This window comes from Streptomyces sp. NPDC020958, assembly GCF_055562175.1.
This window is the reverse complement of record NZ_JBVHFU010000016.1, coordinates 145,286-172,038: the sequence shown is the minus strand read 5'-3', so window position 1 is coordinate 172,038 and position 26,753 is coordinate 145,286. Positions and strand designations below refer to the sequence as shown.

At 71.8% G+C, this 26,753-nt stretch carries 21 protein-coding genes and 1 pseudogene; 16 read left to right on the top strand and 6 right to left on the bottom strand.

Annotated features, from left to right (window positions below; genetic code table 11):
* Positions 1-13 precede the first annotated feature (13 nt).
* On the top strand, positions 14-421 hold the full coding sequence (locus ACZ3KP_RS34305) for a DUF6278 family protein (protein WP_358980109.1): 408 nt from the start codon (positions 14-16) through the stop codon (positions 419-421).
* A 155-nt stretch (positions 422-576) separates the two neighbouring features.
* Positions 577-854: pseudogene (locus ACZ3KP_RS34300) on the top strand (hypothetical protein); the annotation flags it as partial.
* On the opposite strand, the gene ACZ3KP_RS34295 reads toward ACZ3KP_RS34300, so the two are convergent.
* Together ACZ3KP_RS34295 and ACZ3KP_RS34290 are read right to left on the bottom strand one after the other, a co-directional pair.
* Positions 761-2,335: a CocE/NonD family hydrolase gene (locus ACZ3KP_RS34295; RefSeq protein WP_467504326.1), complete on the bottom strand. Its 1,575-nt coding sequence runs from the start codon at positions 2,333-2,335 to the stop codon at positions 761-763. The pseudogene ACZ3KP_RS34300 and the gene ACZ3KP_RS34295 overlap by 94 nt on opposite strands.
* Before the next feature lie 116 nt (positions 2,336-2,451).
* A complete protein-coding gene (locus ACZ3KP_RS34290; protein ID WP_467504324.1) occupies positions 2,452-3,219 on the bottom strand; it encodes a hypothetical protein in 768 nt (255 codons plus the stop codon).
* Positions 3,220-3,360: 141 nt separating this feature from the next.
* Between ACZ3KP_RS34290 and ggt the strand changes: the two genes are divergently transcribed.
* Positions 3,361-5,157 carry a gamma-glutamyltransferase gene (gene ggt, locus ACZ3KP_RS34285; RefSeq protein ID WP_467504322.1) on the top strand — a complete coding sequence of 599 codons (1,797 nt, stop codon included), beginning with the start codon at positions 3,361-3,363 and terminating at the stop codon, positions 5,155-5,157.
* Between the two features lie 51 nt (positions 5,158-5,208).
* Here ggt and ACZ3KP_RS34280 read toward each other — a convergent pair whose 3' ends face one another.
* Together ACZ3KP_RS34280 and map are read right to left on the bottom strand one after the other, a co-directional pair.
* Positions 5,209-7,758, bottom strand: coding sequence for an ATP-dependent Clp protease ATP-binding subunit (locus tag ACZ3KP_RS34280; RefSeq protein WP_467504321.1), 2,550 nt, complete (start codon positions 7,756-7,758; stop codon positions 5,209-5,211).
* A gap of 357 nt (positions 7,759-8,115) precedes the next feature.
* Positions 8,116-8,895: a type I methionyl aminopeptidase gene (map, locus tag ACZ3KP_RS34275; RefSeq protein ID WP_467504320.1), complete on the bottom strand. Its 780-nt coding sequence runs from the start codon at positions 8,893-8,895 to the stop codon at positions 8,116-8,118.
* Positions 8,896-8,939: 44 nt separating this feature from the next.
* On the opposite strand from map, the gene ACZ3KP_RS34270 reads away from it, so the two are divergent.
* From ACZ3KP_RS34270 to ACZ3KP_RS34230, 9 genes are all read left to right on the top strand, one after another.
* Complete coding sequence (locus ACZ3KP_RS34270; RefSeq protein ID WP_132893144.1) at positions 8,940-9,191, top strand: helix-turn-helix domain-containing protein; 252 nt, start codon at positions 8,940-8,942, stop codon at positions 9,189-9,191.
* 126 nt (positions 9,192-9,317) lie between these two features.
* Positions 9,318-10,814 carry a hypothetical protein gene (locus tag ACZ3KP_RS34265; RefSeq protein ID WP_467504318.1) on the top strand — a complete coding sequence of 499 codons (1,497 nt, stop codon included), beginning with the start codon at positions 9,318-9,320 and terminating at the stop codon, positions 10,812-10,814.
* Between the two features lie 143 nt (positions 10,815-10,957).
* Positions 10,958-11,800: a nitrilase-related carbon-nitrogen hydrolase gene (locus ACZ3KP_RS34260; protein WP_467504316.1), complete on the top strand. Its 843-nt coding sequence runs from the start codon at positions 10,958-10,960 to the stop codon at positions 11,798-11,800.
* Positions 11,797-13,080, top strand: coding sequence for an aspartate aminotransferase family protein (locus ACZ3KP_RS34255; RefSeq protein WP_358980092.1), 1,284 nt, complete (start codon positions 11,797-11,799; stop codon positions 13,078-13,080). The genes ACZ3KP_RS34260 and ACZ3KP_RS34255 overlap by 4 nt, the downstream gene beginning before the upstream one ends.
* Before the next feature lie 174 nt (positions 13,081-13,254).
* Complete coding sequence (locus ACZ3KP_RS34250; protein WP_467504314.1) at positions 13,255-14,835, top strand: PucR family transcriptional regulator; 1,581 nt, start codon at positions 13,255-13,257, stop codon at positions 14,833-14,835.
* 168 nt (positions 14,836-15,003) lie between these two features.
* Positions 15,004-15,846, top strand: a complete 843-nt coding sequence (locus ACZ3KP_RS34245; RefSeq protein WP_467504312.1) for a nitrilase-related carbon-nitrogen hydrolase — start codon at positions 15,004-15,006, stop codon at positions 15,844-15,846.
* A 79-nt stretch (positions 15,847-15,925) separates the two neighbouring features.
* Complete coding sequence (gene hydA / locus ACZ3KP_RS34240; RefSeq protein ID WP_467504311.1) at positions 15,926-17,332, top strand: dihydropyrimidinase; 1,407 nt, start codon at positions 15,926-15,928, stop codon at positions 17,330-17,332.
* Positions 17,333-17,343: 11 nt separating this feature from the next.
* Positions 17,344-18,366, top strand: a complete 1,023-nt coding sequence (locus tag ACZ3KP_RS34235) for a TIGR03842 family LLM class F420-dependent oxidoreductase (RefSeq protein ID WP_467504309.1) — start codon at positions 17,344-17,346, stop codon at positions 18,364-18,366.
* Positions 18,367-18,497: 131 nt separating this feature from the next.
* Entirely contained in the window at positions 18,498-20,018 is a 1,521-nt protein-coding gene (locus ACZ3KP_RS34230) for an NCS1 family nucleobase:cation symporter-1 (RefSeq protein WP_467504307.1), read from the top strand.
* 35 nt (positions 20,019-20,053) lie between these two features.
* On the opposite strand, the gene ACZ3KP_RS34225 is transcribed toward ACZ3KP_RS34230, so the two are convergent.
* Positions 20,054-20,737 (bottom strand): hypothetical protein, encoded by a 684-nt coding sequence (locus ACZ3KP_RS34225; RefSeq protein WP_467504305.1) that lies wholly within the window; start codon positions 20,735-20,737, stop codon positions 20,054-20,056.
* Between the two features lie 233 nt (positions 20,738-20,970).
* Positions 20,971-21,243 (bottom strand): GlsB/YeaQ/YmgE family stress response membrane protein, encoded by a 273-nt coding sequence (locus ACZ3KP_RS34220; protein ID WP_132893162.1) that lies wholly within the window; start codon positions 21,241-21,243, stop codon positions 20,971-20,973.
* Positions 21,244-21,516: 273 nt separating this feature from the next.
* Between ACZ3KP_RS34220 and ACZ3KP_RS34215 the strand changes: the two genes are divergently transcribed.
* The 4 genes from ACZ3KP_RS34215 to ACZ3KP_RS34200 all read left to right on the top strand — a co-directional run bounded on the left by ACZ3KP_RS34215 (position 21,517) and on the right by ACZ3KP_RS34200 (position 26,747).
* Positions 21,517-21,882: an ArsR/SmtB family transcription factor gene (locus ACZ3KP_RS34215; protein ID WP_467504303.1), complete on the top strand. Its 366-nt coding sequence runs from the start codon at positions 21,517-21,519 to the stop codon at positions 21,880-21,882.
* Between the two features lie 227 nt (positions 21,883-22,109).
* Positions 22,110-23,822: an LCP family protein gene (locus tag ACZ3KP_RS34210; RefSeq protein WP_358980075.1), complete on the top strand. Its 1,713-nt coding sequence runs from the start codon at positions 22,110-22,112 to the stop codon at positions 23,820-23,822.
* Between the two features lie 159 nt (positions 23,823-23,981).
* The gene (locus ACZ3KP_RS34205) at positions 23,982-25,787 is read left to right on the top strand and encodes a gamma-glutamyltransferase family protein (RefSeq protein ID WP_467504301.1); all 1,806 of its coding nucleotides are present in this window, start codon (positions 23,982-23,984) and stop codon (positions 25,785-25,787) included.
* 111 nt (positions 25,788-25,898) lie between these two features.
* On the top strand, positions 25,899-26,747 hold the full coding sequence (locus ACZ3KP_RS34200; RefSeq protein ID WP_467504299.1) for an inositol monophosphatase family protein: 849 nt from the start codon (positions 25,899-25,901) through the stop codon (positions 26,745-26,747).
* The last annotated feature ends 6 nt before the right edge of the window (positions 26,748-26,753 follow it).

The following is a 26,753-nucleotide window of genomic DNA, read 5'->3' as shown; positions in this document are numbered from 1 at the left end:
TCAACCTGGGACCATGAACATCCCCTTCCTGGGCAACAGGCACGACCGGACCGGTGACCTCCCCCACACCGCGGACCCCGAGCTGCTCGCCGAGTGCGAGTTCCTGCGCGCCCAGGCGGCCGAGGAGGGTGTCGCGCTCGACGACACCCCGGCCTCGCTGGAGGCACTCGACCAGCTGCTCCCGCGCTGGCGGGACGACGAGGAGACCCTGACCTGGCTCGGCACCGACGCCGGCCTGTACCTGGGCACCGTCCTGGTCCGGACCGTGTCCGGTGCGCGGTGGGAGATCCGTGCGGACGGCGAGGCGGTCGTACGCCTGTCGTCCGGGCGGGAGTTCGAGGTGGTCGAGGCCGGCCACGCATGGGCGGAGAGCGGTGCCCCCGAGCTCTCGCAGCTGTACGCGGAGGTCGCCGAGGCCTGATCGACGGCCGAGTCCCGAGTCTCGCGCCCGGCCGCGGGCCCCACATAAGTACGGCGTAAATACGGCTTATGCGGGAGAGGCGCGTGTCGCACCGAAGGACCGCTCGCGGCCGGATAGTTTGCGCCGTCGAACCCACCGTCCACGCCCCCGCCCTCCACGAGGAGTTCGTCCATGCCGGGAAACCGACCGCGCCGAACCTCGACTACGATGTGCCGTTCATCCCTGTGGTGATGGTGATCTCGCCGATCGCACCGGGATGTACCTGTTGCTCTCGTGGTTCGCCGGCCGGGTGAACGGGAGCGGCAGCCAGGGCCAGGCCCGGCCGGCGGCAGCCGGAGATCACTGCTCGCGCAGCGGAACGGACACGTACGACGGGTCGTTCACCGGCGAGGAGAAGGTCAGCTGCGCGCCGGACGGGTTGTGCTCGATGTAGAGCGGGTCCACCGTGTCGATCACCAGCGCGAGCCGGTGGCCGGCCGGGACGTCGTAGGCCGTGGCGAACAGGTCCAGGTCCACGTCGAACGCCTTGCCGGGCGTCCGGTCGTACCACGTGTACGGCGCGTTGCTGACCAGCTTGCCGAGGCCGAGCGGGCCCACGTCGTAGAGGTAGGCGACGAGGGTGCCGCTCTCCTTGGTCGGGGTCAGGGTGGTGTGCAACCGGGCGATGCCGCGGACCTGTTGGGCACTGCCGTACCGCTCGGACTGCCAGACGGCCGCCCAACGGCGGGGCAGCAGCGGGATCGAGGCGACCGGCGGCACCTTGGCGACCTGGTCGAGGAGTCCGGAGAGCAGCACCACTCCGCCGTCCGCGCCCGAGTCGACGTTCGCGTGGATGGTGGTGGAGCCGGCGAGGTCGAGCTTGCGGCGCGTGGCGCCCACCGACTTCCAGTCCGGGTATCCCTCGTAGCCGCCGTCGGTACGGGCCTTGAGCTGGACCGGCTGCTCGCGGTCGATGCCGTTGTCCGCGCCCCTGAGGTAGTGGTCGAACCAGCGCTCGGTGTCGGTCCACACGTCGTTGGGCAGCCCGAGCAGGCCGGTCAGTTCGGCGGTGGCATGGTCACCGGGGCGCAGCTCCAGGCGCTTGGGTACCGTCAGTTTCCCGTAGAAGTCGGCGTACTGATTGGCCGAGAAGATGCTGTCGCTCCAGGCGTTGGCCATGAAGACGGCCGCGCCGTTCTTGTTCAGCTGGTCCACGTAGGTCGCGACGGAACGTTTCGCTCCCCAGTCGATCATGGCCTGTTCCCGGTCCAGGTTCGAGGCGTAGAAGTCCTTGAAGACCTGCCGGACTTCGGGGCTCTCGCGCCCGGTGAGGGTTGCCGTGCCGTCCAGGAGGGCCGCCGCCTCCACGTGCTGGGTGCGGCCCGAGTAGATCGAGTCGATCAGGTCGGTCCAGCCGCTGAGCGCACCGACGGCCTTGATCCGCTTGTCGTGCGCGGCGGCCAGCAGGCTGATCCCGGCGCCGTACGAGACCCCCGCGATGCCGATGTGGCGTGGATCGGCGTCGGTGTGGGCGAGGGCCCAGTCGATGACCTTGGAGGCGTCCGCCGCGTCCGGCGGGCCGGCCACTTCTATCCGGCCGCCCGACTGCCAGAACCCGCGCACGTTGTAACTGAGCACGATGTACCCGGCGTCCGCGAGCTTCTGGGCCTGGGCCAGGTACTCGACCTGGGGCAGGGACCAGCTCGTGGGCAGCACGATGAGCGGATAGCGGTGCCCGGCGCCGGTGTCGGCGTCCGTGGGCGTGACGACGTTGGCCTTCAGGACCGTGCCGCCGTCGCCGGTGATGTCGACGAAGCGGACCGGGCCGGCGGCCCGGGCGGCCGGAGCCAGGCCGACGACGGTACCGGCGATCAGGGCCGCGGCGGCCGCGGCGCCGGAGGTGCGCAGGGCGGTGGTACGACGACCGTGTCCCATCGGTCACTCCTCACTCGTGTCAGTGCAAAGTGACCAGACGGTAACCGCGCCGCCTTACCGGAAGTAACCCGCCGGTAAGTTACGTGCCGGTAAAGATTGTTGAAGTGTGCAGGCACTCAGGAGGCGCGGTGCGTGGACCGTGCGGTCTCGGTCGTCGCCGCCGGCGGCAGCGGCGCCTGTGCGGCCCGGGTGACGTCCGCGACGAGTTCGACCACGTCCGGGCCGTACGCCTGCGAGTTGACGACCTTGAGCAGGAGGACGAAGGAACCGTTGCCGTGCTTGCGGGCGAGCCGCTCGTGGTTGCGGGCCAGGTAGCGGGTGGCGGCCTGGTTGGTGATCGCCCGCTGCCCGCAGAAGAGGAACACCGGGCGGGCGTCGGGGCGCTGTCCGGCCGTGAGACGGGCGAGCAGGACGTACTCCGTGACCCCGGGATCCAGCCGGTAGCGCTCGCTTCCGATCTGGAAGGCGCCGCGGTCCGGGCCCGGCTCGGGATCGATGTTGACGCGTATGCCGGGCAGCATGGCCCCCATGTGGGCGAGCATCCGGCGATTCGAACCCGGACCGCCGACGCAGAACTCCGTACGCTCGCCGAACCCCTGCTGGACGTTGTCCTGCGTCACCATCTGGAGGTTCGCCCCGCAGTCCTTGATCAGCGCGGCCAGTTCGAGGAGCGCGAACACGTCGAAGCGGTGGACCGCCGGCTCGGAGGTGGCCGGATCGCGGTTGACGACCAGCAGCGACTCGGAGTTCTCCGGAAGTCCGAAGAAGGCCTGCTTGCGGCGGAGCTTGCGCCGCCAGAGGTAGGTGCGGGCCAGCCAGCCGAGCGCGGCGCTGATGCCGGCGGCCACCACACCGAGGACAATGTTGCGCAGGTCGTCATTCATGGGCGCGCATGCTAGCGGGCACCGGTGGCCGGAACGTATCCGTGTTCGAAGTGTGCCAGTCGTATGAAGTGCCCTGAATCCGGCTGTCGAGGGCACGGCCTCGCGGATACGCTGCGCGGACGTCCCGAACTGGAGGTGCGGATGCGTCGCCCTGTCGCGCGGAAACTCACCGTTCTGGCGGTCTCGGCCGCCGTGGTGTCGGTAGGAGCGGCCGGGCCCCCGGCCCCCTCCGGCGCCAAGGCCGCCCAGAAGACCCCGGTCGCCGTCGGGTACGGCGGCGCGGTCTCCAGCGTCGACGCGGACGCCACCGCCGCCGGGATCGAGGTACTGCGCAAGGGCGGCAACGCGGTCGACGCGGCCGTGGCGACCGCCGCGGCACTCGGCGTCACCGAACCCTACTCGTCCGGCATCGGCGGAGGCGGCTACTTCGTCTACTACGACGCCAGGTCCCGGACCGTCCACACCATCGACGGCCGCGAGACCGCGCCGCTGACGGCCGACTCGAACCTGTTCGTGGAGAACGGCAAGCCGCTGGCCTTCGCCGACGCCGTGAGCAGCGGCCTGAGCGTCGGCACGCCGGGCACCCCGGCCACCTGGCAGTCGGCGCTGAGCCAGTGGGGCACGGAACGGCTCGGCACGGTGCTCAAGCCGGCCGAGCGGATCGCCCGCAAGGGGTTCGTCGTCGACGACACGTTCCGCTCGCAGACCGCCGCGAACGAGACCCGGTTCCGGTACTTCCCCGACACGGCCAGGCTGTTCCTGCCGGGCGGGCAGCTCCCGGTGGTCGGGTCCACCTTCAAGAACCCCGAGCTGGCCCGTACGTACCAGGAGCTGGGGAAGAAGGGGGTCGGCGCGGTCTACCGGGGCGACCTCGGCCGGGACGTCGTCGCGACCGTCGACAACCCGCCGGTGGACCCGGGTTCCGGGTGGAAGGCGCGAGCGGGCAAGCTGTCCCTCAAGGACCTCGCCGCCTACCGCGCGAAGTCGCAGGCGCCGACCGAGACGTCGTACCGCGGGCTGAAGGTGTACTCCATCGCGCCGTCCTCGTCCGGCGGGACCACGGTCGGTGAGGCCCTCAACATCCTGGAGAACACCGACCTGTCGAAGGCCAGTGAGGTGCAGTACCTGCACCACTTCATCGAGTCCAGCCGGATCTCCTTCGCCGACCGGGGGCGCTGGGTCGGCGACCCCGCGTTCGAAAACGTGCCGACGGCCGGACTGCTGTCCCAGCGGTACGCCGACGAGCGGGCCAAGCTGATCAGCGACGACGCCGTGCTGACCAGCCCGGTCGCGCCCGGCGACCCCAACGACCCGGGCTCGACGGGGACGGCGGCGCCGACCACGTACGAAGGGGAGAACACGACGCACCTCACCGTCGCCGACAAGTGGGGGAACGTCGTCTCCTACACGCTGACCATCGAGCAGACCGGCGGCAGCGCGATCACCGTTCCCGGCCGGGGGTTCCTGCTCAACAACGAGCTGACCGACTTCTCGTTCACCCCGGCGAACCCCGCGGTGCACGACCCGAACCTGCCCGGGCCGGGCAAGCGGCCGCGGTCCTCCATCTCGCCGACGATCGTGCTCGACAAGGCGAACCGGCCGGTGGTCGCGGTCGGGTCGCCCGGTGGGGCGACCATCATCACCACCGTGCTCCAGGTGCTGACCGAGTTCCTCGACCGGCATCTGCCGCTGGTGGACGCGATCGCGGCGCCGCGGGCCTCGCAGCGGAACGCCGCCAAGACCGAGTTGGAACCGGCGCTGTACAACGACCCCGTGGTGAGGGGGAAGTTGGAGGCGATCGGGCACTCCTTCTCGTTGAACCCGGAGATCGGGGCGGCTACCGGGGTGCAGCGGTTGCCGGGTGGGAAGTGGCTGGCGGCGGCGGAGACCGTGCGGCGGGGTGGCGGGTCGGCCGCCGTGGTGGAGCCTGCGCCGTAGCCGCCGGGTGCGGGGCCTGGGTGCGGGGCCGGGGGACTTTCGCCATAGGGCCTAGTGGGGAGGTGCGTTCCGCGGGCGGAATTCCAGGCGGCCGTCCGCGGCGTCCACGGTCACTTCGCTGCCCTCCCTGATCGTGCCGTCCAGGAGCAGGCGTGACAGCTGGTTGTCGACCTCCCGTTGGATCGTGCGGCGCAGCGGTCGGGCGCCGTACTCCGGCTGATAGCCGTGTTCCGCCAGCCAGTTGACCGCCTTGTCCGTGAAGTGCGCGGTGATGCCCTGGGCGTGCAGCATGCGGCGGGTGTTCTCCAGCAGGAGTTCGGTGATCTGGCGCAGCTGATCGCCGGTGAGCTGGCGGAAGACCACGATCTCGTCGATGCGGTTGAGGAACTCCGGGCGGAAGTGCTCCCGGAGCGGGCGCAGCACCTGCTCGCGGCGGGCCTCCTCGGTCGCCGCCGCGTCCCCGGAGCCGAAGCCGACGCCCGCGCCCCGCCTGTTGATCACGTCCGAACCCAGGTTGCTCGTCATCACGACGACCGTGTTGGTGAAGTCCACCGTGCGGCCCTGGGAGTCGGTCAGCCGGCCGTCGTCCAGGACCTGGAGCAGGATGTTGAAGACGTCCGGGTGGGCCTTCTCCACCTCGTCGAGGAGGAGCAGCGAGTAGGGGTGGCGGCGGACCACCTCGGTGAGCTGGCCGGCCTCCTCGTGGCCGACGTAGCCGGGCGGGGCGCCGACCAGGCGGGAGACTGCGTGGCGTTCCTGGTACTCGCTCATGTCCAACCGGACCATCCGGTCCTCGCTGCCGAACAGGACCTCGGCGAGCGCGCGGGCCAGTTCGGTCTTGCCGACGCCCGTCGGGCCGAGGAAGAGGAAGCTGCCGATCGGGCGGTTCGGGCTGGCGAGGCCGGCACGGGAGCGCAGCACGGCCTCGGCGACGGCCGCGACCGCCTCGTCCTGGCCTATCACCCGCTGGTGCAGATGCGATTCCAGGCCGAGCAGCCGCTCCTTCTCCTCCTGGGTGAGGCTGCTGACCGGGATGCCGGTCCGGCGGGACACCACCTCGGCGATCGCCTCCGCCGTCACCTCCAGGTCCAGTCCCTCGTCCGCCCGGTCCTCACCGGAGACTTCGTGGATGCGGGTCTTCAACTCGCCAATCCGATCGCGCAGTTGCGTGGCGCGTTCGTACTGCTCGTCGGCGACGGCCTGGTCCTTGTCCCGGACCAGCTGCTCGATCTCGCGTTCCATCGTCCGTACGTCGCTGCCCTTGGTGCGCGAGCCGAGGCGGACCCGGGCGCCCGCCTGGTCGATCAGGTCGATCGCCTTGTCCGGCAGCCTGCGGTCGGTGAGATAGCGGTCGGAGAGTTCGACGGCGGCCACCAGCGCCTCGTCGGTGTAGCGGACCTGGTGGTGGGCCTCGTAGCGGTCACGCAGGCCGCGCAGGATCTCGATGGTGTCCGCGACCGTCGGCTCGGGCACCAGGATCGGCTGAAAGCGGCGGGCCAGCGCCGCGTCCTTCTCGATCTTGCGGAACTCCTCCAGGGTGGTCGCGCCCACGATGTGCAGCTCGCCCCGGGCGAGGGCCGGTTTGAGGATGTTGGCGGCGTCCATCGCACCGCCCTCGCCGCCGCCTCCGGCGCCGACCACGGTGTGCAGCTCGTCGATGAAGACGATCAGCTGGTCGGAGTGGGCGCGGATCTCGCCCACGATGGTGTTGAGCCGCTCCTCGAAGTCGCCCCGGTAACGGGTGCCCGCGACCACGCCGGGCAGGTCGAGGGCGAGCACCCGGCGCCCGGAGAGGATGTCGGGCACGTCGCCGTCGGCGATCCGCTGGGCGAGGCCCTCGACGATCGCGGTCTTGCCGACCCCGGCGTCGCCGATCAGCACGGGGTTGTTCTTGCCGCGCCGGGACAGCACCTCGATGGTCTGCTCGATCTCGTCGTCGCGCCCGATCACCGGGTCGATCCGGCCCTGGGCGGCCTGCTCGGTCAGGTCGCGGCCGAACTTGTCGAGGGTGGGCGTGCCGGTACGGCGCCGGGTGTCGGCGCCGGGGTGCGCGCGGTCGGTCTCGGGGGCGTCCGGCGGCAGGCCGGCGGCGGCGAACCGGGCCGCGTTCAGGATGTGCCCGGCGGCCGAGTCGGGGTTGGCGGCGAGGGCGCCCAGGACGTGCTCCGGGCCGATGTACCCGGCGCCGCCGGCCCGGGCCAGGTCGTGCGCGTCCAGCAGGGCCCGTTTGACGGCGGGGGTGAGGGACAGCGAGGTCGGCGGGGGCGTCTCGCCGGGCGGGTGCTGGACCGGACCGGCCCGGTCGTCGATCTGGTGGGCCAGCGAGTCGGGATCCGCGCCGGACCTGCTGAGCAGGGAGCGGGTGGGCTCCGCCGCGAGGGCGGCGCGCAGCAGGTGCTCGGTGTCCAGGTCACGGCTGCCGTGTTCGGCGGCGTACTGGGCGGCGCCCCTGACCAGTTCCCTCGCGGGCTGACTGAGCAGCCTCCCGATGTCGATCTGGCGGGGTCCCTGGCGAGGTCCGCCGCCGCCGAAGAAGCGGGCGAGGAAATCGCCGAAGGGGTCCTGTCCGTAGTCGCCCGGTCCGGGGTAGCCGCTGGTCATGAGCGTTCGTTCCGTTCCGGCGTCCCGGCGCCTGGCGGGACGCGCTCGCTGGTCGACGTGCCGGTCCACGCGGGTGCCCCTGCAGGGCCCGGTCACACCACCTTCGCACGCCCGCTGATGGGGGGCATGTCCAGTGATGGGGGGCATGCCCGGTGCGGGGGTTGCGGCGGCGGGTGGGGGATACGGCGGCGGGTGGGCTGCGGTGGCAGGTAGCGGGCGGAGGGTGGCTGTCGTCGTCCGGGCCGCCCCGTGATGCTGCCGGGTGACGGGTGCCGCTCCTGGGAGCCGGGGCGGGGCCTCGGGCGCTGCCGGGTGGGCCGGGGGGAGCGGCACCGGTAGGCACGGGGACGGACCGGGTCAGTTCTCCGGGGTGCGGGCCGTGAGGACCCGCGGCCCGGCCTCGGTGATCGCCACCGTGTGCTCCGCGTGGGCCGCGCGCGAGCCGTCGTCCGTGCGCAGGGTCCAGCCGTCGGGAGCCGGGTGGTAGTCGTCCCGTCCGCCGCCGATCAGCATGGGCTCGATCGCGATGACCAGGCCCTGGCGCAGCGGCAGGCCACGGCCGGGGCGGCCCTCGTTCGGTACCCCGGGGTCCTCGTGCATGCGGCGGCCGATGCCGTGGCCGCCGAAGTCCTGCGGGATGCCGTAGCCGGCCTCCCGGCACACCCGGCCGATCGCGTGCGCGATGTCGCCGATGCGGTTGCCGACGACGGCCGCCTCGATCCCCGCCGCCAGCGCCCGCTCCGCGGTCTCCACGAGCCGCGTGTCCGCCGGGCGCGCTCTGCCGACCGTGAAGCTGATCGCCGAGTCGCCCACCCAGCCGTCGAGTTCGGCGCCGCAGTCGATCGAGACCAGGTCACCGTCGCGCAGCCGGTACCCGGTCGGGATGCCGTGCACGATCGCGTCGTTCACGGAGGCGCAGACGACGGCGGGGAAGGGGGTGGGCGCGAACGAGGGCCGGTAGCCGAGGAAGGGGGAGGACGCGCCGGCCTCGCGGAGCACGTCCCGGGCCACCTCGTCCAGCTCCAGCAGGGAGACGCCGACGTCGGCGGCCTCCCGTACGGCCGTCAGGGCCCGCCCCACGACCTGCCCGGCCGCGTACATGGCGTCGATCGATGTGTCTGTCTTCAGTTCCACCATGCCAATTAATATACCGGCTTATTCGACCGGAGTAGAATGACGGCATGGTGCGCACCCCTCTCACCCCGGAAGAGCGTGAACGCGGCGAGCGGCTCGGGCGGCTGCTGCGCGAGGCGCGCGGCGCCCGGAGCATGACGGAGGTGGCCGCGGAGGCGGGCATCTCGGCCGAGACGCTCCGCAAGATCGAGACGGGGCGGGCCCCGACCCCCGCCTTCTTCACCGTGGCCGCGCTGGCCCGCGCGCTCGGCCTGTCGATGGACGACCTGGTGGCGCGCTGCGCGCTGGTCCCGGCCTGACGCCCAGCGGCCGGAGCCGGGCGGCGAGGGCTCTGGGCGCGCGCTGAAAACTCCCCGTAGCACCCGTGTAACACGTCTGGTGTTGCCTACGGAACCGGAGTGTTCCGGGCCGGCGGGAGTGGGACGATGACGGTGGATCAACTCCCGGGCCGGGTGCGGGAGTTCGCGAACTACTTGGACGGGTTGCTGGCGCGTCTGGACCAGGGCGGCGGCTGGTGTGCCGTCTTCTGGCGGCGCGACCCGGACGGCATGCTGGCCTGCCTCGGCGGGCGGGAGGTGCCGCCCTGGGACGTCGTGGCGGCGCTCCTCCAGGACCTCGCCACCATCCACGGCTCCGAGGCCGCCGCGCGCGAGACGGAGCGGGCCCGATCGCTGCACACGGATGCCGTCGCCGCGTACGACGCCAGGCCGGGCGCCCGGCAGGACCTCGACGAACGCCTCGACGCCATGGTGCGCGAACAGCGCCACGCCGCCGAACGACTGGCCCAGCTCGGCCGGGCGCTCGGCGCCGCGCACTCCCGGCAGGAGGCCGAGGCCCTGAACCTCGACCTCGCCTGGGCCCACGACGACCACGAACGGGCATCGGCCCGGTGCGCCGAACTCCGGGCACGCCTGGCCCGCCTGGACACCGCACGAGCAGCTGCGGGGGCGCCGCACGGCGAGGACGCGGGCCCGCCGTACGACGCCGACGCACCTGCCGGTGCGCGGTACGGCGGCGACGGCCGGGCGCCGCGCGCCGCCGCCGCGTATGGCGACGGCGCGGGAGCGCCGGGCGTCGACGACTCCGCTTCGCCGCGTGGCGCCGGCGCCGGCGCGTCGTACGTCGATGGCAGGAGTGGTGAGGGCCCTGTCGGCGCCCCCACCCCCGCGTCCACCCCTGACCCCACCCCCGCCCCCGCCAAGCAGCGCAAGCGGCGGCGTGGCAGTGCCCGGTTCGCCGGGATGGCGGTGGAGGAGGCCGCGCCCTCCGTCGTACCGCGGGCGCCGGAGCCGCCCGCGGTGGCCGGTGGTCGGGGCGGGCCGCGCGGAGCCCGGTTCGCCGGGGCCGCCGAGACGCCGGAACGGCCGGTGCCGGAGCCCGTACGGCCCGACGAGGACGCCCGGACGGCCGTGACCGCGGCCGTGGCACGGCTGGTCCCGCTGCGGGCGGCGGGCCGCACCGGCGAGGCGCACGCGCTGCTCGCCGAGGTCGCGCAGTGGCCCGCGGCCCGGTTCCCGTTGCTCGCGGACGCCCTCCAGGGCGCCGGGCTGGGCGCCGACTGGGCCACGTTGCTGTGGGAGGCGGCCTCGCTGCCGCCCGCCCGCCTCGTGCCGGTCGCGGACGCCCTCACCGCCGCCGGCCGGACCGAGGAGGCCCGGCAGGTCCTGCGCCAGGGAGTGGTCCGTCCCGCCCTCGAGATCGGCGAGGCGGTCCTCGCCCTGGACACGACCGGCCGCCACCGCGAGGCCACCACCCTGCTCGACGCGTACGTCCAGGTCCGCACCCCGGAAGAGGCGGCGGGCAGCGCGGAACCGGATCCGCAGCGGCTGGCCCCGCTGCTCCTGCGCTCGGCGCGGCGGATCTCGGAGCAGCACCACCGGGACCTGCTGCACGCCCTGCGGGTGGCGGGCCTCTCCTCCTGACCGGCGGGAGTCCGGACATTCGCCCCCGCATCCGCCAGCCAGGTACGAAACACGATCGACTCCGCGGCTTCACGACGATGGTCTTGGCAAGGGCCCCGAGGACGCTTACTTTCGACCCTCTACGGGCGTAGAAGGAGCAGCTCATGGCGAACGTCGTACGCGCCGCTCTGGTCCAGGCCACCTGGACCGGCGACACCGAGTCCATGGTGGCGAAACACGAGGCGCACGCCCGCGAGGCGGCCCGCCGGGGCGCGAAGATCATCGGGTTCCAGGAAGTCTTCAACGCCCCCTACTTCTGCCAGGTCCAGGAACCCGAGCACTACCGCTGGGCCGAACCGGTCCCCGACGGCCCGACCACCCGCCGTATGCAGGAGCTCGCCCGCGAGACCGGCATGGTGATCGTGGTCCCGGTGTTCGAGATCGAGCAGTCCGGCTTCTACTACAACACCGCCGCCGTGATCGACGCCGACGGCACCTGCCTGGGCAAGTACCGCAAGCACCACATCCCGCAGGTGAAGGGCTTCTGGGAGAAGTACTACTTCAAACCGGGCAACCTGGGCTGGCCGGTCTTCGACACCGCCGTCGGCAAGGTCGGCGTCTACATCTGCTACGACCGTCACTTCCCCGAGGGCTGGCGGGAACTCGGACTCGGCGGCGCCCAGTTGGTGTACAACCCGTCGGCCACCCACCGGGGGCTCTCGGCGCACCTGTGGCAGCTGGAGCAGCCGGCCGCCGCCGTCGCCAACGAGTACTTCGTGGCCGCCATCAACCGGGTGGGCCGGGAGGAGTACGGGGACAACGATTTCTACGGGACGAGCTATTTCGTCGATCCCCGTGGGCAGTTCGTGGGGGAGGTCGCGAGCGACGTGAGCGAGGAACTCGTCGTCCGGGACCTCGACCTCGACCTGATCGAGGAAGTGCGGCAGCAGTGGGCCTTCTACCGCGACCGCCGTCCCGACGCCTATGAAGGGCTGGTAAAGCCGTGAACGACCTCTTCGCCCGCCACCGCCAGGTCCTGCCCGACTGGCTGGCGCTCTACTACGACGAGCCGCTGGAGATCACACACGGCGAGGGCCGGCACGTCTGGGACGCCGACGGCAACCGCTACCTCGACTTCTTCGGCGGCATCCTCACCACGATGACCGCGCACGCGCTGCCCGAGGTCACGAAGGCGGTGAGCGAGCAGGCCGGCCGGATCATCCACTCCTCCACCCTCTACCTCAACCGCCCGATGGTGGAACTGGCCGAACGCATCGCCCAGTTGAGCGGCATCCCGGACGCCCGGGTCTTTTTCACCACCTCCGGCACCGAGGCCAACGACACGGCCCTGCTGCTGGCCACGACGTACCGCAGGACGAACACGATCCTGGCGATGCGCAACAGCTACCACGGCCGCTCCTTCAGCTCGGTCGGCATCACCGGCAACAAGGGCTGGTCGCCGACCTCGCTGTCCCCGCTCCAGACGCTCTACGTGCACGGAGGCGTCCGCACCCGGGGGCCGTTCGCCGAGCTGAACGACCGTGACTTCATCCAGGCCTGCGTCGCGGACCTGCGCGACCTCCTCGGTCACACCCGCCCGCCGGCCGCGCTGATCGCCGAGCCGATCCAGGGCGTCGGCGGCTTCACCTCCCCGCCCGACGGGCTGTACGCGGCCTTCCGCAAGGTCCTCCAGGAGCAGGGCATCCTCTGGATCGCCGACGAGGTGCAGACCGGCTGGGGCCGCACCGGCGAGCACTTCTGGGGCTGGCAGGCGCACGGCCAGAGCGGCCCGCCGGACATCCTGACCTTCGCCAAGGGCATCGGCAACGGCATGTCGATCGGCGGTGTGGTGGCCCGCTCCGAGATCATGAACTGCCTGGACTCCAACAGCATCTCGACGTTCGGCGGCACCCAGATCACCATGGCGGCCGGCCTCGCCAACCTGTCGTACCTCCTGGAACACGACCTCCAGGGCAACGCCCGCCGGGTCGGCGGCCTCCTCATCGAACGCCTGCGGGCCGTCGCCGCCCAGCTGCCGGGCGTACGGGAGGTCAGGGGCCGCGGACTGATGATCGGCGTCGAACTGATCAAGCCCGGCACGGACGAGGCCGACCCCAAGTCGGCCGCCGCCGTCCTGGAGGCGGCCAGGGAGGGCGGCCTCCTGATCGGCAAGGGCGGCGGCCACAACACCAGCGCCCTGCGCATCGCCCCACCCCTGTCCCTGACGGTGGCGGAGGCGGAAGAGGGCGCGGCCATCCTCGAGCGGGCCTTGCGGAGTGCCTACTAGCCGACCCGCCGTGTGTCGACCGCGGCGCCGTCGTGGCCGGTCGCGCGGTTCCCCGCGCTCCTCAATGCGGGGGGCTGCATGGGCGCCCCTTCAGGGGCGCGGGGAACTGCGCGACCAGCCCCCGTGCACCCGCAGTCTCCGAACGCACCGAACCCGACCAAGGGATCACGCAAGATGACCGCCACCTGGGATCCTCCGAACGCCACAGACCCCACACTGTCGGTCCGTCAGATCCTCACCCTGGAACGCGTCCTCGCCGGCGACCCCGAGGTGGTCGCCGGCACCGCCCACCTCGACCGCCCCGTCCGCTGGGTGCACGTCGCCGAGGCCCCCGACGTCGGCGTCATGCTCACCGGCGGAGAGATGGTCCTCACCACCGGCGTCCTGCTCGCCGGCGACGAGCAGGGACAGGCCGAGTACATCCAGTCCCTGCACCGGGCCGAGGCCGCCGCGGTCGTCCTCGGCCTCGGCCGCGCCTTCCCGGCACCCCCCGACGCCATGCGCCGCGCGGCGGACCGCTGCGGCCTGCCCATGGTGGTCCTGCACCGCCCCTTCCCGTTCGCCGAACTGACGGAGGAGGTCCAGTCCCGCCTGGTGCGCCGGAAGTTCGCCGCCGTCAGCCTCTCGGAGTCCGTCCGCACCGCCCTCACCGGTCTCATCACGGCCGGCGCCCCCCTCCAGCGGCTCCTCGACGAGGTCGCCGTGCACAGCGCCTGCCCGGTCGTCGTCACCAACCTCGCACACCGGGTGCTGGCCACCGCGGGGGAGCGCTCGGCGGTCGACGACGTGCTGCGCGACTGGGAGCGCATCGCACGGCAGGCCGGCGGCGCCGAGGGCGACGGCTGGATCCGCGCCGAACTGGGCGGCCGTGGCGAACGCTGGGGCCGGATCATGCTCTGCGGCTACCGGGGCGACACCGCCACCGGACGCCTCCTCGCCGACCGCGGCGCCGAGGCCCTCGTCCTGCACCGGATGCTCGGCGGCGGCTCGGCCCACACCTGGGAGGAGCAGTCCGCGCAGAGCCTGCTGACCGACCTGGTCTCCGGAGTCGTACCGGCACGGCAACTGCTGCCCAGGGCACGAGCGGCGGGCCTGCCGGTCAACCGGCGCACCTTCGTGCCGCTCGTCGTACGCGACTGCGACCCCGCCCGGCTGGAGAGAACCCTGCGCCTGCTGGGGCTGTCCGGACTCGTCGCCGAACTCACCGAACATCGCACCGCCGTCCTGCTCAGCCTCGCCCGCGACCAGGACGCCGACGCCCTCGCCGCGCACTTCGCCGCCCGGCTGCACGGCGAGGCCCCCGCGCACGGAGCGGTGATCGCCGCCGCGGGCCCCTGCACCGCCTGGGACGACGTGCCCGCCGGGCTGCGCGAGGCACAGCACGTGGCCGACGCGGTCGCCGACACGGCCGCCGCCCTCGACCTCCCGGCGGTCGTCCGGCTCCGGGACGTCCACCTGCGCGGCCTGATCAGGCTGTTGCGGGACGACCCGGACGTCCAGTCCTTCGCCGAGCGCGAGCTGGACGGACTGCTCTGCGGCAACAGCACCGAGCAGGACCTCCTGAACGTCCTGCGGACCTATCTCGCCACCGGCCGCAACAAGTCCCGCACCGCCCAGCTGCACCACGTCTCCCGGCCCGCCCTGTACCGCAGGCTGGAGGCGATACAGACCCGGCTCGGTGTCGACCTCGACGACTTCGAGCAGGCGGCCTCGGTGCACATCGCGCTCCTCGCGCACGACGCGCAACAGCAGTGAAACATGCGACGACCTGGGAAAACGGTGGTGAAACATGGGCCATGGAGAGCGTGACACGGTGGCACGCCGACCGCCCCCGGACGTGACACGGTGGCAGTCGAAGCCCGCCCGCGGACTTCCTAGGCTCCTCGCACCGAGCGACGCACCCCCGAGCGACCGGAGGTCCCGATGAGCCGAGTGATTCGTGCCGCCCTCTTCCAGACCGCCTGGACCGGCGACAAGGAATCGATGATCCAGGTCCACGAGCAGGCGGCCCGCGACGCGGCCGCGCAGGGCGCCCAGGTCCTCTGCTTCCAGGAACTGTTCTACGGCCCCTACTTTTGCCAGGTGCAGGACAAGGCCTTCTACGAGTACGCCGAGCAGGTCCCCCACGGCCCGGTCGTCCAGCGCTTCCAGGCTCTCGCCCGGGAGCTGGGTCTCGTCCTGATCCTGCCGGTGTACGAGGAGGAGCAGCCCGGCGTCCTCTACAACACCGCCGCCGTGATCGACGCCGACGGCTCCTACCTCGGCAAGTACCGCAAGCACCACATCCCCCAGGTCCCGGGGTTCTGGGAGAAGTTCTACTTCCGCCCGGGCAACGCCGGCTGGCCGGTCTTCGAGACGGCCGTCGGGAGGATCGGCGTCTACATCTGCTACGACCGTCACTTCCCCGAGGGCTGGCGGGCGTTGGGCCTCGCCGGTGCCGAGATCGTCTTCAACCCGTCGGCCACCTCGCGTGGACTCTCCCGCTACCTCTGGCAGTTGGAGCAACCGGCGGCGGCCGTCGCCAACGAGTACTTCGTCGGCGCGATCAACCGGGTCGGCGTGGAGGACCTGGGCGACAACGACTTCTACGGCACGTCCTACTTCGTGGACCCGGAGGGCCAGTTCGCCGGCGAGGTGGCCTCCGACAAGGAGACCGAACTCGTCGTCCGCGACCTGGACCTGGCCAAGCTCCGCGAGGTCCGCGACCGCTGGCAGTTCTTCCGCGACCGCCGCCCGGACGCCTACGGCCCCCTGACGGCACCGTGAAGGCGCCCCGTCAGGGGCGCGAGGAACCGCGCGACCGGCCACGTCGGACCCGCACCCGACCACGAAGGAGAGGACCCCAATGAGCACCGGCCGCACCCTCGTCCGCGGCGGACTCGTCATCACCGCGTCCGACGAGATCCACGCCGACGTCCTGATCGAGGACGGCCGCATCGCCGCCCTCGCCGCCTCCGCCACGCCCGCCGCCGAGGCGTTCACCGCCGAGCGCACCATCGACGCCACCGGCAAGTACGTCATCCCGGGCGGCGTCGACGCCCACACCCACATGGAGCTGCCGTTCGGCGGCACCTTCGCCTCCGACACCTTCGAGACGGGCACCCGGGCCGCCGCCTGGGGCGGCACCACCACCATCGTCGACTTCGCCGTGCAGAGCGTCGGGCACAGCCTGCGCGAGGGCCTGGACGCCTGGCACGCCAAGGCCGAGGGCAACTGCGCCATCGACTACGGGTTCCACATGATCGTCTCCGACGTGAACCAGGAGACGCTGAAGGAGATGGACCTGCTCGTCGAGGAGGGCGTCACCTCCTTCAAGCAGTTCATGGCCTACCCGGGCGTCTTCTACTCCGACGACGGCCAGATCCTGCGCGCCATGCAGCGCTCCGCCGAGAACGGCGGCCTGATCATGATGCACGCCGAGAACGGCATCGCCATCGACGTGCTCGTGGAACAGGCGCTGGCGCGCGGCGAGACCGACCCCCGCTACCACGGCGAGGTCCGCAAGGCCCTCCTGGAAGCCGAGGCCACCCACCGCGCCATCAAGCTGGCCCAGGTCGCCGGCGCCCCCCTCTATGTCGTGCACGTCTCCGCGATGGAGGCGGTCGCCGAACTCGCCCGGGCCCGCGACGAAGGGCTCCCGGTCTTCGGCGAGACCTGCCCGCAGTACCTCTTCCTCTCCACCGACAACCTTGCCGAGCCGGACTTCGAGGGCTCGAAGTACGTGTGCTCGACGCCCCTGCGCCCCAAGGAGCACCAGGCCAAGCTCTGGCAGGGCCTGCGCACCGACGACCTCCAGGTGGTCTCCACCGACCACTGCCCCTTCTGCTTCGTCGGCCAGAAGGAGCTGGGCCGCGGCGACTTCTCGAAGATCCCCAACGGACTGCCCGGTGTCGAGAACCGGATGGACCTGCTGCACCAGGCCGTCGTGGACGGGCACATCACGCGCCGCCGCTGGATCGAGATCGCGTGCGCCAACCCGGCCCGGATGTTCGGGATGTACCCGAAGAAGGGCACCATCACCCCGGGGGCGGACGCCGACGTCGTCATCTACGACCCGCACGCCGAGCAGGTCGTCTCCGCCGAGACCCACCACATGAACGTCGACTACTCGGCGTACGAGGGCAGGCGCCTCACCGGCCGGGTCGAGACGGTCCTCTCGCGCGGCGTACCCGTCATCACCGAGCGGGAGTACACCGGTCACGCCGGACACGGCGTCTACACCCCGCGCTCCACCTGTCAGTACCTCAACTAGGAGTGGCGCCCATGGACTTCGGACTCGTCCTGCAGACCGACCCACCGGCCTCGCGCGTCATCAGCCTGATGAAGCGCGCCGAACGCAACGGCTTCTCGTACGGCTGGACCTTCGACTCCGCCGTGCTCTGGCAGGAGCCGTTCGTGATCTACAGCCAGATCCTGGCCAACACGACGAAGCTGAAGGTCGGCCCGATGGTCACCAACCCGGGCACCCGCACCTGGGAGGTCACCGCCTCCACCTTCGCCACCCTCAACGACATGTTCGGCAACCGGACCGTCTGCGGCATCGGCCGCGGCGACTCCGCGATGCGGGTGGCCGGCCGCAAGCCCAACACCCTCGCCCGGATCAGCGAGGCCATGAAGGTCATCCGTGCCCTCGGCAGCGGCGGCGAGGCCGACTTCGGCGACGGCACCGTGATCAGGTTCCCCTGGATCAAGCCGGGTGCCGAACTCCCCGTCTGGATGGCCGCGTACGGCCCCAAGGCCCTGAAGATGACCGGTGAGGAGGCCGACGGGTTCATCCTTCAGCTGTCCGACCTGTACCTCACCGAGTACATGGTCAAGGCGGTGAAGGACGCGGCGGTGGCCGCCGGACGCGACCCGTCCGAGGTCACCATCTGCGTCGCCGCACCCGCGTACGTCACCGAGGACGACTCGCCCGAGGCCCTCGCCCACGCCCGCGACCAGTGCCGCTGGTTCGGCGGCATGGTCGGCAACCACGTCGCCGACCTGGTCGACAAGTACGGCGCGCACTCCGCCGCCGTCCCCGACGAACTCACCGACTACATCAAGGCCCGCCAGGGGTACGACTACGCGCACCACGGGCGCAGCGGCAACCCCGACACCGCGTTCGTGCCCGACGAGATCGTGGACCGCTTCTGCGTCATCGGGCCCGTGGAGAAGCACATCGAGAAGCTGACCGCGCTGCGCGAACTGGGCGTCGACCAGTTCGCCGTCTACGACATGCACGACGCGCAGGAGGCCACCATCGACGCGTACGGGACAAAGGTGATCCCCGCCGTCAACCGCTAGCCGTCTCCTCACAGTTGGTCTCCCCCTTCCCGCCGTCCCGGGAAGGGGGTCAGGGCGCACCCCACACGCGCACCCCCCCGCCCCGCCCGCACGGCCTCTCTCCCGTCCCATCCCACCCGATTGGCCTGCCCATGACCGACACCGCTCCCTCGGCCATACCCCTCTCCGGTCAAGTCACCCTCCCCGACGGACGCGTCGAACTCACCCCGGACTCCCCGCCGCCGAACGGCCCGTACGCCAACGAGGACCTGCTGCCGGTCCCCGTCGTCAAGCGCACCTGGACCACGTACAACTTCTCCGCGCTGTGGGTCGGCATGGCCCACAACACGGCGTCCTGGACCCTGGCCTCCGGGCTGATCGCGGTCGGCATGGACTGGAAACAGGCCGTGTTCACCATCGCCCTGGCCAACCTCGTCGTCCTCGTGCCGATGCTGCTCACCGGGCATGCCGGACCCAAGTACGGCATCCCCTTCCCGGTCTTCGCCCGCGCCTCCTTCGGGGTGCGCGGCGCCAACCTCCCCGCTGTCGTACGGGCGTTGGTGGCCTGCGGCTGGTTCGGCATCCAGACCTGGATCGGCGGCGAGGCGATCTACTTCCTCGCCGGCAAGCTGATCGGCGACAGCTGGGCGAACGCCTCGCACATCGGCGGCTACGCCTGGACCATGTGGCTGTCGTTCGCGATCTTCTGGGTGCTGCAGGTCGCGATCATCTACCGGGGCATGGACACCATCCGCCGCTTCGAGAACTGGGCCGCGCCCTTCGTCCTCGTCGGCGCCTTCGTGATGCTGATCTGGATGAGCCACAAGGCCGGCGGCCTCGGCCCGCTCTTCGACCAGCCCTCCAGACTGGGCTGGGGCGGCGGCTTCTGGAAGATCTTCTGGCCCTCGTTGATGGGCATGATCGGCTTCTGGTCCACGCTGTCCCTGAACATCCCCGACTTCACCCGTTACGGCAGGAGCCAGAAGGCGCAGACCCGGGGGCAGGCCCTCGGCCTGCCCACCACGATGACCCTGTTCGCCTTCCTCTCCGTGCTGGTGACCTCGGGCTCGCAGGCCGTCTACGGGCAGCCGGTCTGGGACCCGGTCCAACTGGCCGCCAAGACCGACAACGTGGTGGGCCTGCTCTACGCCCTGGTCACCGTCCTGGTCGCGACGCTGTCCGTGAACATCGCCGCCAACCTGGTCTCGCCCGCCTTCGACTTCTCCAACATCGCGCCCAGGAAGATCAGTTTCCGCACCGGCGCACTGGTCACCTCGGTCCTCGCGGTGCTGATCTTCCCCTGGAAGCTGTACTCCGACCCGCAGGGCTACATCTTCACCTGGCTCGGTCTGGTCGGCGGTCTGCTCGGCACCGTCGCCGGCATCCTCATCGCCGACTACTGGCTGCTGCGCCGCACCCGCCTGGACCTCACCGACCTGTACCGCACGGGCGGCCGGTACTGGTACGACGGCGGCTGGAACTGGCGGGCGGTCGTCGCCTTCCTGGTCGGCGGCGTCCTCGCGATCGGCGGCGCCAGCTTCAAACCGCTGATCGACGGCCGGCCAGTCCCGGCGCTCTCCCCGCTCGCCGACTACGGCTGGGCGGTCGGTCTCGGCACGTCCCTGGTGCTGTACCTGGCGCTGACACGGCTGGTGCCGCCCAGGGAGTCCTGAGCGGGTGCCGCGTGAGGGGCAGCCGGGCCCGTCGGCTACCGGCTGCCCTGCAGCGCGGCCACCGCGCTCTTCGCGGCCTTGATGGCGCCCTTGTTGATCTCGTCGGTGCCCGGTGCCTTCTTGTTCTCGAAGTCGCTGCCGTTGTAGGTGACGATCACCAGCGCGTTGGAGACCTGGGCCATCACCACACCCTCGCGGGTCTGCTGCTTGTCCTGGGTGGTCAGGTTCACCACGGAGTAACCGTTGTCCCCGAGCCCCGGCACCGCCCCGCCGCCGCTCTTCTCGGTGACCCGGTCCCGGTACTCCTTCGCGGCCGCCGCCTCGGTGTCCATGATCTCGAAGGAGACGTCGAGCCAGCGGTAGTCGTACCCCTTGAGCGCGTTCCAGGAGCAGGTGCGGCGCAGCTTGGTGTCCGTGGAGGGGATCTCCTTGCCGGCCGTCTTCGCGCCGGGCACCAACGACGTGACGGTCGCCGCGGGGATGGACCCGCAGGGGGCCGGGGAGGTGGTGTACGTCTTCGTCGCGGCCGCCCCGGTCGCCGAGGACGACGACGGGGTGTCGCCCGCCGACTGGCCGGCCGACTGCTTGGTCGTGTCACCTGAGCTACCGGCTGTCGCCGTCGTGTCGGGACCCGACGCCATCGCCCAGCCCGCACAGGCGAGCACGGCGACCGGCGTCAGGCGCGCGGTGAGGGCGAGCGGCAGTGGAAGAGATCGCAAGTCGCACTTCTCGCTGGGGACGGGGTGCGGAGGGTCCACCCTGTGGACGGGACGCCAGTCTCACACGACTCCCTGTGGGGTGGAAGCGGAATCGGTGCCTTGCCTGTGAGGCTGGTGTGACGGCCCGTCGACGGCCCGGCACGACCGTCCCGTACATCCGGAATGTCGCGCGGGCGGGGTCCCTGTACTTCCGGAATGTCGTGACTGCGGCGGCCCGTCGAGGGTGACCGGAGTCACCGTCGGTCGCGCGAGTTGCCGAAGAGCAGCCGGTAGCCGATGAGGAGGACGAGGGAGCCGGCGATCGCGGCGCCCCACGTGTAGAGGTCGAAGAAGTGCTTCTCCACCGGGCGGTCGAGGAAGCGGGCGGAGAGCCAGCCGCCGACGAAGGCACCCGCGATGCCGATCAGGGTGGTGCCGATCAGTCCGCCCGGGTCGCGGCCGGGCAGCAGGATCTTGGCGATGGCTCCGGCGAGGAGGCCGAGGATGATCCAGCCGATGATGCCCACGTTGGTTGTCCTCCCGGTACGGGCTGTCGGTCGTGTCGACGTGCCTTGCTGACGTGTGCCGACGTGCCTTGCTGACTTGCCTTGTTGCGCAACCTTATGAAGCGTCGCGGGCGTCCGGGGCGCCTGACGCCGAGCCGTCGACGAGCTGTCACCCGCTCATGACAATGCGGATGACACAGGGGCGGACACCGCGGGGGCCGGCACCGGACCGGTGACCGCGCGCCTACACTGAGTGGGCGTCTGTGCCGGAGCTGTGACGGGAGGGAGTGGGCTGTGGGGGAGAACGCCGGTGGCTTCGTCGAACCCTCCGAGGGGGTGCTCACCGAGGCGGCCGCGGTGTTCGGGCTGCTCGCCTCGCCGGCCCGACTGCACCTCATGTGGGCGCTCTCGCAGGGCGAGAGCGATGTGACGTGCCTCGCCGACCGGGTCGGCGGCGCGCTGCCCGCGGTCAGCCAGCATCTGGCCAAGCTCAAGCTGGCCGGCCTCGTGCGCTCCCGCCGTGAGGGGCGGCGGCAGATCTACTACGTGGGCGACCCGGATATCGTGACCGTCGTACGGGTGGCCGTCGGTCAGCTGACGGCCCGCTCGGGGCAGATTCCGGCGCCGCCCGTGCGACGGCTGCGCGAGGCGGGTGTCTGAGCGCGCCGGACCACACGTGCGTATGAGGGGTGACGGAACGGGCGTGGCGGAGGTTCCATGACATCCCTCACCTGTGAATTCGGCTGGGCTTTGTGCTCTCGGGGCCGCGGGTTTGTTAGATTGCGCAATCACGCAACCCAAAAGGGCCCGGCTCGGGGCTGCCCGTACCCAGCCGTGGCCGCCCGACCGTACCCGCCGACGGACCCGACCGTTCATGGGAGTGGAAGATGACCGACCCGTGGGACGGCCCGGGAGGCCAGGCCACACGCCGCCGCACCGACCAGGTGCCCGGCCAGCGTGGTGCCCTGCCCGACGGGACACGGACGACCGGAGGCCGGGCCGCGGCCCGGCAGGCGGCCAAGTCCCGCGGCGGAAGCGGCGGAAACAGGGGCTCGCGGCGCGCCAGGCCGGCCGGGCGCGGCAAGCGGGTACTGAGGATCGTCGGCCTCTGCACGGCCGTCCTGGTGCTGGTCACTGCGGGCGCGGGCTGGTGGTTCTACCAGCACCTCAACGGCAACATCAACAGCGTCTCCCTCGACGGCAAGGGCGGCACGGAGAAGGCCGACGCGTTCGGCCGGACCCCGATCAACATCCTGGTGATCGGCTCCGACGGCCGTACCAGCAAGGCCGACTGCAAGCTGGGCGGCGGCTGTTCGAAGACCGGCGTCCAGACCGGCCACGGCAACGCGGACGTGGAGATGGTGGTGCACATAGCCGCCGACCGCTCCAACGCCACCGTCATGAGCATCCCCCGGGACACCATGGTCAACGTCCCGGCCTGCAAGGACGCCGCCAGCGGCCAGTCCACCTCCGGCTACTACGGCCAGGTCAACAGCGCCCTGGAGTACGGCCCCGCCTGCCAGGTCGACACCATCCACCAGCTCACCGGCATCCCCATCGACCACTTCGTCAAGCTGGACTTCTCCGGCGTGGTCAAGATGTCCGACGCGGTCGGCGGCGTCTCCGTGTGCGTCAACGACAACGTGTACGACACCTACTCGCACCTGAAGCTGTCCAAGGGCTCCCACACCCTCAAGGGTGAGGCGGCACTGGAGTTCGTCCGCTCCCGGCACGGCTTCGGCGACGGCAGCGACCTCGGCCGTACCGTCTCCCAGCACATCTTCCTCAGCGCCATGATCCGCAAGTTCAAGAGCGCGGGCACGCTCACCGACCCCACCGCCGTCTACGACCTCGCCGACGCGGCCACCAAGGCGCTCACCGTGGACGACGGCCTCGGCAGCGTCAAGAAGCTGATCTCGCTCGCGGCCGACGTGAACAAGGTCCCCACCAAGCGGATGACCTTCACCACCATGCAGACCGCGCCCGACCCGACCAACAGCAACCGGGTGGTGGTGGGCCCGGGCGCCAAGGACCTGTTCGCCACCATGGCCAACGACCAGGCGCTGACCACCAGTTCGGGCAAGAAGTCGTCGGCGGCCGAGGCGACCGCGAAGCCGTCGGCCACCGCCGCGTCCGTGCCCGCCGCCCAGATCGCCGTGACCGTCGAGAACGGCACCACCATCACCGGCCGGGCCTCCGCGATCGCCACCTACCTGATCTCGCAGGGCTTCAGCACCAGCACCACCACCGCCAACGCACCGAGTTCGGCGACCACCACCACCGTGACCTACGGCTCCGGCGACAAGGGCGAGGCGGCGACCGTCGCCAAGGCCCTGGGCGTGCCCGGCTCGCACGTGAAGCAGGGCTCCGGAACCGGCGTCGTGCTGGTCATCGGCAGCGACTGGACGAGCGGCACCAGCTTCCCGGCCGCCTCGGGCGACACCAAGGCGGCCGTCTCCCACGCCAACGCCTCGACCGCCGACGACTCCAAGACCTGCGCCAAGGTCAGCCAGTACAGGACGGTCAGCCTCAACGGCGTCCCGATGACCCCGGCGCAGGCGTACGCGGCGGCGCGGAGCAAGCCCGACTCGGACCAGTGAGGCGCATTCCCGTCACGGCGGGAACAGAAGACCGGAAAAGATCGTGCGGCGGAGGATTGCGCGCGCGGCGACCGTGAAAGCATCCAGCCGGCAGGCGGTTCGGGCGGTGTCCGCTCGGGCGGCGCACAGCGGTCGGTCGCGCGAGCAACGAGGTGACAGATGCGGTTCACCACCCGCCCCACGCTCCAGGGCATCTTCGGCATGGTGTCGTCCACGCACTGGCTGGCCTCCCAGTCGGCGATGGCGGTCCTGGAGACCGGCGGCAACGCCTATGACGCCGCCGTCGCCGGAGCGTTCGTCCTGCACGTGGTGGAGCCGCACCTCAACGGGCCGGCCGGCGAGGTGCCGATCCTGCTGGCCCCGGCCGGCGGCGAGGTGCGGGTGCTGTGCGGGCAGGGCGTGGCCCCGGCCGGCGCCACCGTCGCCCACTACCGCGGCCTCGGACTGGACCTCGTCCCCGGCACCGGCCCGCTGGCCGCGGCCGTCCCCGGCGCCTTCGACGCCTGGCTGCTCCTGCTCCGCGACCACGGCACCAAGCCCCTCGACGAGATCCTGACGTACGCCATCGGCTACGCCGAGCACGGGCACGCGCCGGTGGAGAACGTCGGCGCGACCGTGCGGAGCGTGCGCGAACTGTTCGAGACCGAGTGGACGTCGTCGGCGGCGCTCTACCTGCCCGGCGGCCGGGCGCCCCGGCCCGGCGAGCTGCTGCGCAACCCGGCCCTCGCCGCCACCTGGAAGCGGCTGCTCGCCGAGACCGCGGGGGCCGGCGACCGGGAGGCGCGCATCGACGCCGCCCGCGAGGTGTGGCGCTCCGGCTTCATCGCCGAGGCCCTGCTCCGGCAGGCCGCCCGCCCCACCATGGACACCAGCGGCGAGCGGCACACCGGCACCCTCACCGCCGCCGACCTCGGCGGCTGGTCCGCGAGCTACGAGAGCCCGGTGTCGTACGACTGGAACGGCTGGACCGTGTGCAAGGCCGGCCCCTGGAGCCAGGGTCCCGCCTTCCTCCAGCAGCTCGCCCTGCTGCCGCCCGAGCCGTCCGCGCTGCCGGCGTACGGCTCCGCCGACTACGTCCACCTGCTCGTCGAGGGCTGCAAGCTCGCCATGGCCGACCGGGAGGCCTGGTACGGGGACGCGGCCGAGGTGCCGCTGGCCGACCTGCTCTCCGAGCCGTACAACGCCGGCCGGCGGGAGCTGATCGGGGCCAGGGCCTCCGGTGAACTGCGGCCCGGAAGCCCCGGCGGACGCGCGCCCCGGCTGCCCCGGTACCCCCGGGTGGAGACCCGGCCGGGCACCGCCTTCGATCCCCTGGGCGTCGGTGAGCCGACCGTCGCGCAGGTCGCCGCCGACGGCGCCACCCACGGCGACACCTGCCACCTGGACGTCGTCGACCGCTGGGGCAACATGGTCGCGGCCACCCCCAGTGGCGGCTGGCTCCAGTCCAACCCCGTCGTCCCCGAACTCGGCTTCCCGCTCGGCACCCGGCTCCAGATGGCCTGGCTCGAGGAGGGGCTGCCGAACTCGCTCACTCCGGGGCGGCGTCCCCGCACCACGCTGACCCCGTCGATCGCGCTGCGCGACGGGACCCCGGTACTGGCCTTCGGCACGCCGGGCGGCGACCAGCAGGACCAGTGGCAGCTGCACTTCTTCCTCGCCGCGGCCCTGCGCGAGCCGGTCCGCGGCGGACTCGACCTGCAGGGCGCGATCGACGCCCCGAACTGGCACAACGACAGCTTCCCCAGCTCCTTCTTCCCGCGCGGGCGGCGCCCCGGCAGCCTGACCGTCGAGTCCCGGACGGACCCCGGGGTGGTGGCCGAGCTGCGCCGGCGCGGCCACGACGTGACGGTCGGTCCCGGCTGGTCGGAGGGGCGGCTGTGCGCGGTGGCCCGGGACCCGCGGACCGGGGTGCTCTCGGCGGCGGCCAACCCCCGCGGGATGCAGGGGTACGCCGTGGGGCGCTGACGCCCGTGCCCTCCGAGGCACTTGATCGCCGGCCCCGTCTGTTCCGCCGGATTCCATCGCCCGTACACCGGGGCGGCGGGGATTGTCAGTGGCACGTGCTCTCATGGAGGCATGATCGAAGCAATGGAGACCATCGACGAGTTTCTCCTCCGGCACGCCGTCGACGTCGAGGACGCGATCCGCAAGGCGGCCCGCACCGAGATCCTGCCCCGCTGGCGCAGGCTCGCCGACCACGAGGTCGACCAGAAGGCCGGACCGCACGACCTGGTGACGGACGCCGACCGGCTCGCGGAGCGGTACCTCACCGAAGCCCTCGGCGCCCTGCTGCCGGGTTCCGTGGTGGTCGGCGAGGAGGCCGTGCACGCCGACCCGGAGACGTACGAGGCGCTCCAGGGCGCCGCGCCGGTGTGGATCGTCGACCCGGTCGACGGCACCCGCCAGTTCGTGCGCGGCGAGGACGGCTTCTGCACGCTCGTCGCGCTCGCCCACCGGGGCGTCCTGCTCGCCTCCTGGACCTACGCCCCGGCCCGCGAGCAACTCGCTACGGCGGTGCGCGGCAAGGGTGCCCACCTCGACGGCGTCCGGCTGGTCTCCGGGTCCCCGGAGCAGGGCCGGGACCTGCGGATAGCCACCTCGCACCCGGACTACACGACCGACGCGCAGAAGCGCGAGCTGTTCGCCCTGTGGGTCGACGGCGTCGCCCCGCGCCCCTGCGGCTCGGCGGGCCTGGAGTATCTCGCCGTCGCCCGGGGCGAGTCGGACGCGACCGCGTTCTCCTGGGAGGCCGCCTGGGACCACGCGGCCGGGCTCCTGCTGGTCGAGGAGGCGGGCGGCGCCCACCTCACCCGGGACGGCGTGCCGTTCCGCGTCACCGGCGGCAACGCGCTGCCGTTCACCGCGGCCCGCGACGCGGCCACCGCCCAGCGGGTCGTGGACCTGCTGCAGAACCCGCACTGGTAGCCCGCG

Bases quoted from the DNA above. Each gene is read 5' to 3' on its own strand.
- hydA (WP_467504311.1), top strand. From the start codon at position 15,926: ATGAGCACCGGCCGCACCCTCGTCCGCGGCGGACTCGTCATCACCGCG.
- ACZ3KP_RS34265 (WP_467504318.1), top strand. From the start codon at position 9,318: ATGACGGTGGATCAACTCCCGGGCCGGGTGCGGGAGTTCGCGAACTAC.
- map (WP_467504320.1), bottom strand. From the start codon at position 8,895: ATGGTGGAACTGAAGACAGACACATCGATCGACGCCATGTACGCGGCC.
- ACZ3KP_RS34250 (WP_467504314.1), top strand. From the start codon at position 13,255: ATGACCGCCACCTGGGATCCTCCGAACGCCACAGACCCCACACTGTCG.
- ACZ3KP_RS34290 (WP_467504324.1), bottom strand. From the start codon at position 3,219: ATGAATGACGACCTGCGCAACATTGTCCTCGGTGTGGTGGCCGCCGGC.
- ACZ3KP_RS34245 (WP_467504312.1), top strand. From the start codon at position 15,004: ATGAGCCGAGTGATTCGTGCCGCCCTCTTCCAGACCGCCTGGACCGGC.
- ACZ3KP_RS34235 (WP_467504309.1), top strand. From the start codon at position 17,344: ATGGACTTCGGACTCGTCCTGCAGACCGACCCACCGGCCTCGCGCGTC.
- ACZ3KP_RS34260 (WP_467504316.1), top strand. From the start codon at position 10,958: ATGGCGAACGTCGTACGCGCCGCTCTGGTCCAGGCCACCTGGACCGGC.
- ACZ3KP_RS34280 (WP_467504321.1), bottom strand. From the start codon at position 7,758: ATGACCAGCGGCTACCCCGGACCGGGCGACTACGGACAGGACCCCTTC.
- ggt (WP_467504322.1), top strand. From the start codon at position 3,361: ATGCGTCGCCCTGTCGCGCGGAAACTCACCGTTCTGGCGGTCTCGGCC.
- ACZ3KP_RS34270 (WP_132893144.1), top strand. From the start codon at position 8,940: ATGGTGCGCACCCCTCTCACCCCGGAAGAGCGTGAACGCGGCGAGCGG.
- ACZ3KP_RS34200 (WP_467504299.1), top strand. From the start codon at position 25,899: ATGATCGAAGCAATGGAGACCATCGACGAGTTTCTCCTCCGGCACGCC.
- ACZ3KP_RS34205 (WP_467504301.1), top strand. From the start codon at position 23,982: ATGCGGTTCACCACCCGCCCCACGCTCCAGGGCATCTTCGGCATGGTG.
- ACZ3KP_RS34305 (WP_358980109.1), top strand. From the start codon at position 14: ATGAACATCCCCTTCCTGGGCAACAGGCACGACCGGACCGGTGACCTC.
- ACZ3KP_RS34295 (WP_467504326.1), bottom strand. From the start codon at position 2,335: ATGGGACACGGTCGTCGTACCACCGCCCTGCGCACCTCCGGCGCCGCG.
- ACZ3KP_RS34210 (WP_358980075.1), top strand. From the start codon at position 22,110: ATGACCGACCCGTGGGACGGCCCGGGAGGCCAGGCCACACGCCGCCGC.
- ACZ3KP_RS34230 (WP_467504307.1), top strand. From the start codon at position 18,498: ATGACCGACACCGCTCCCTCGGCCATACCCCTCTCCGGTCAAGTCACC.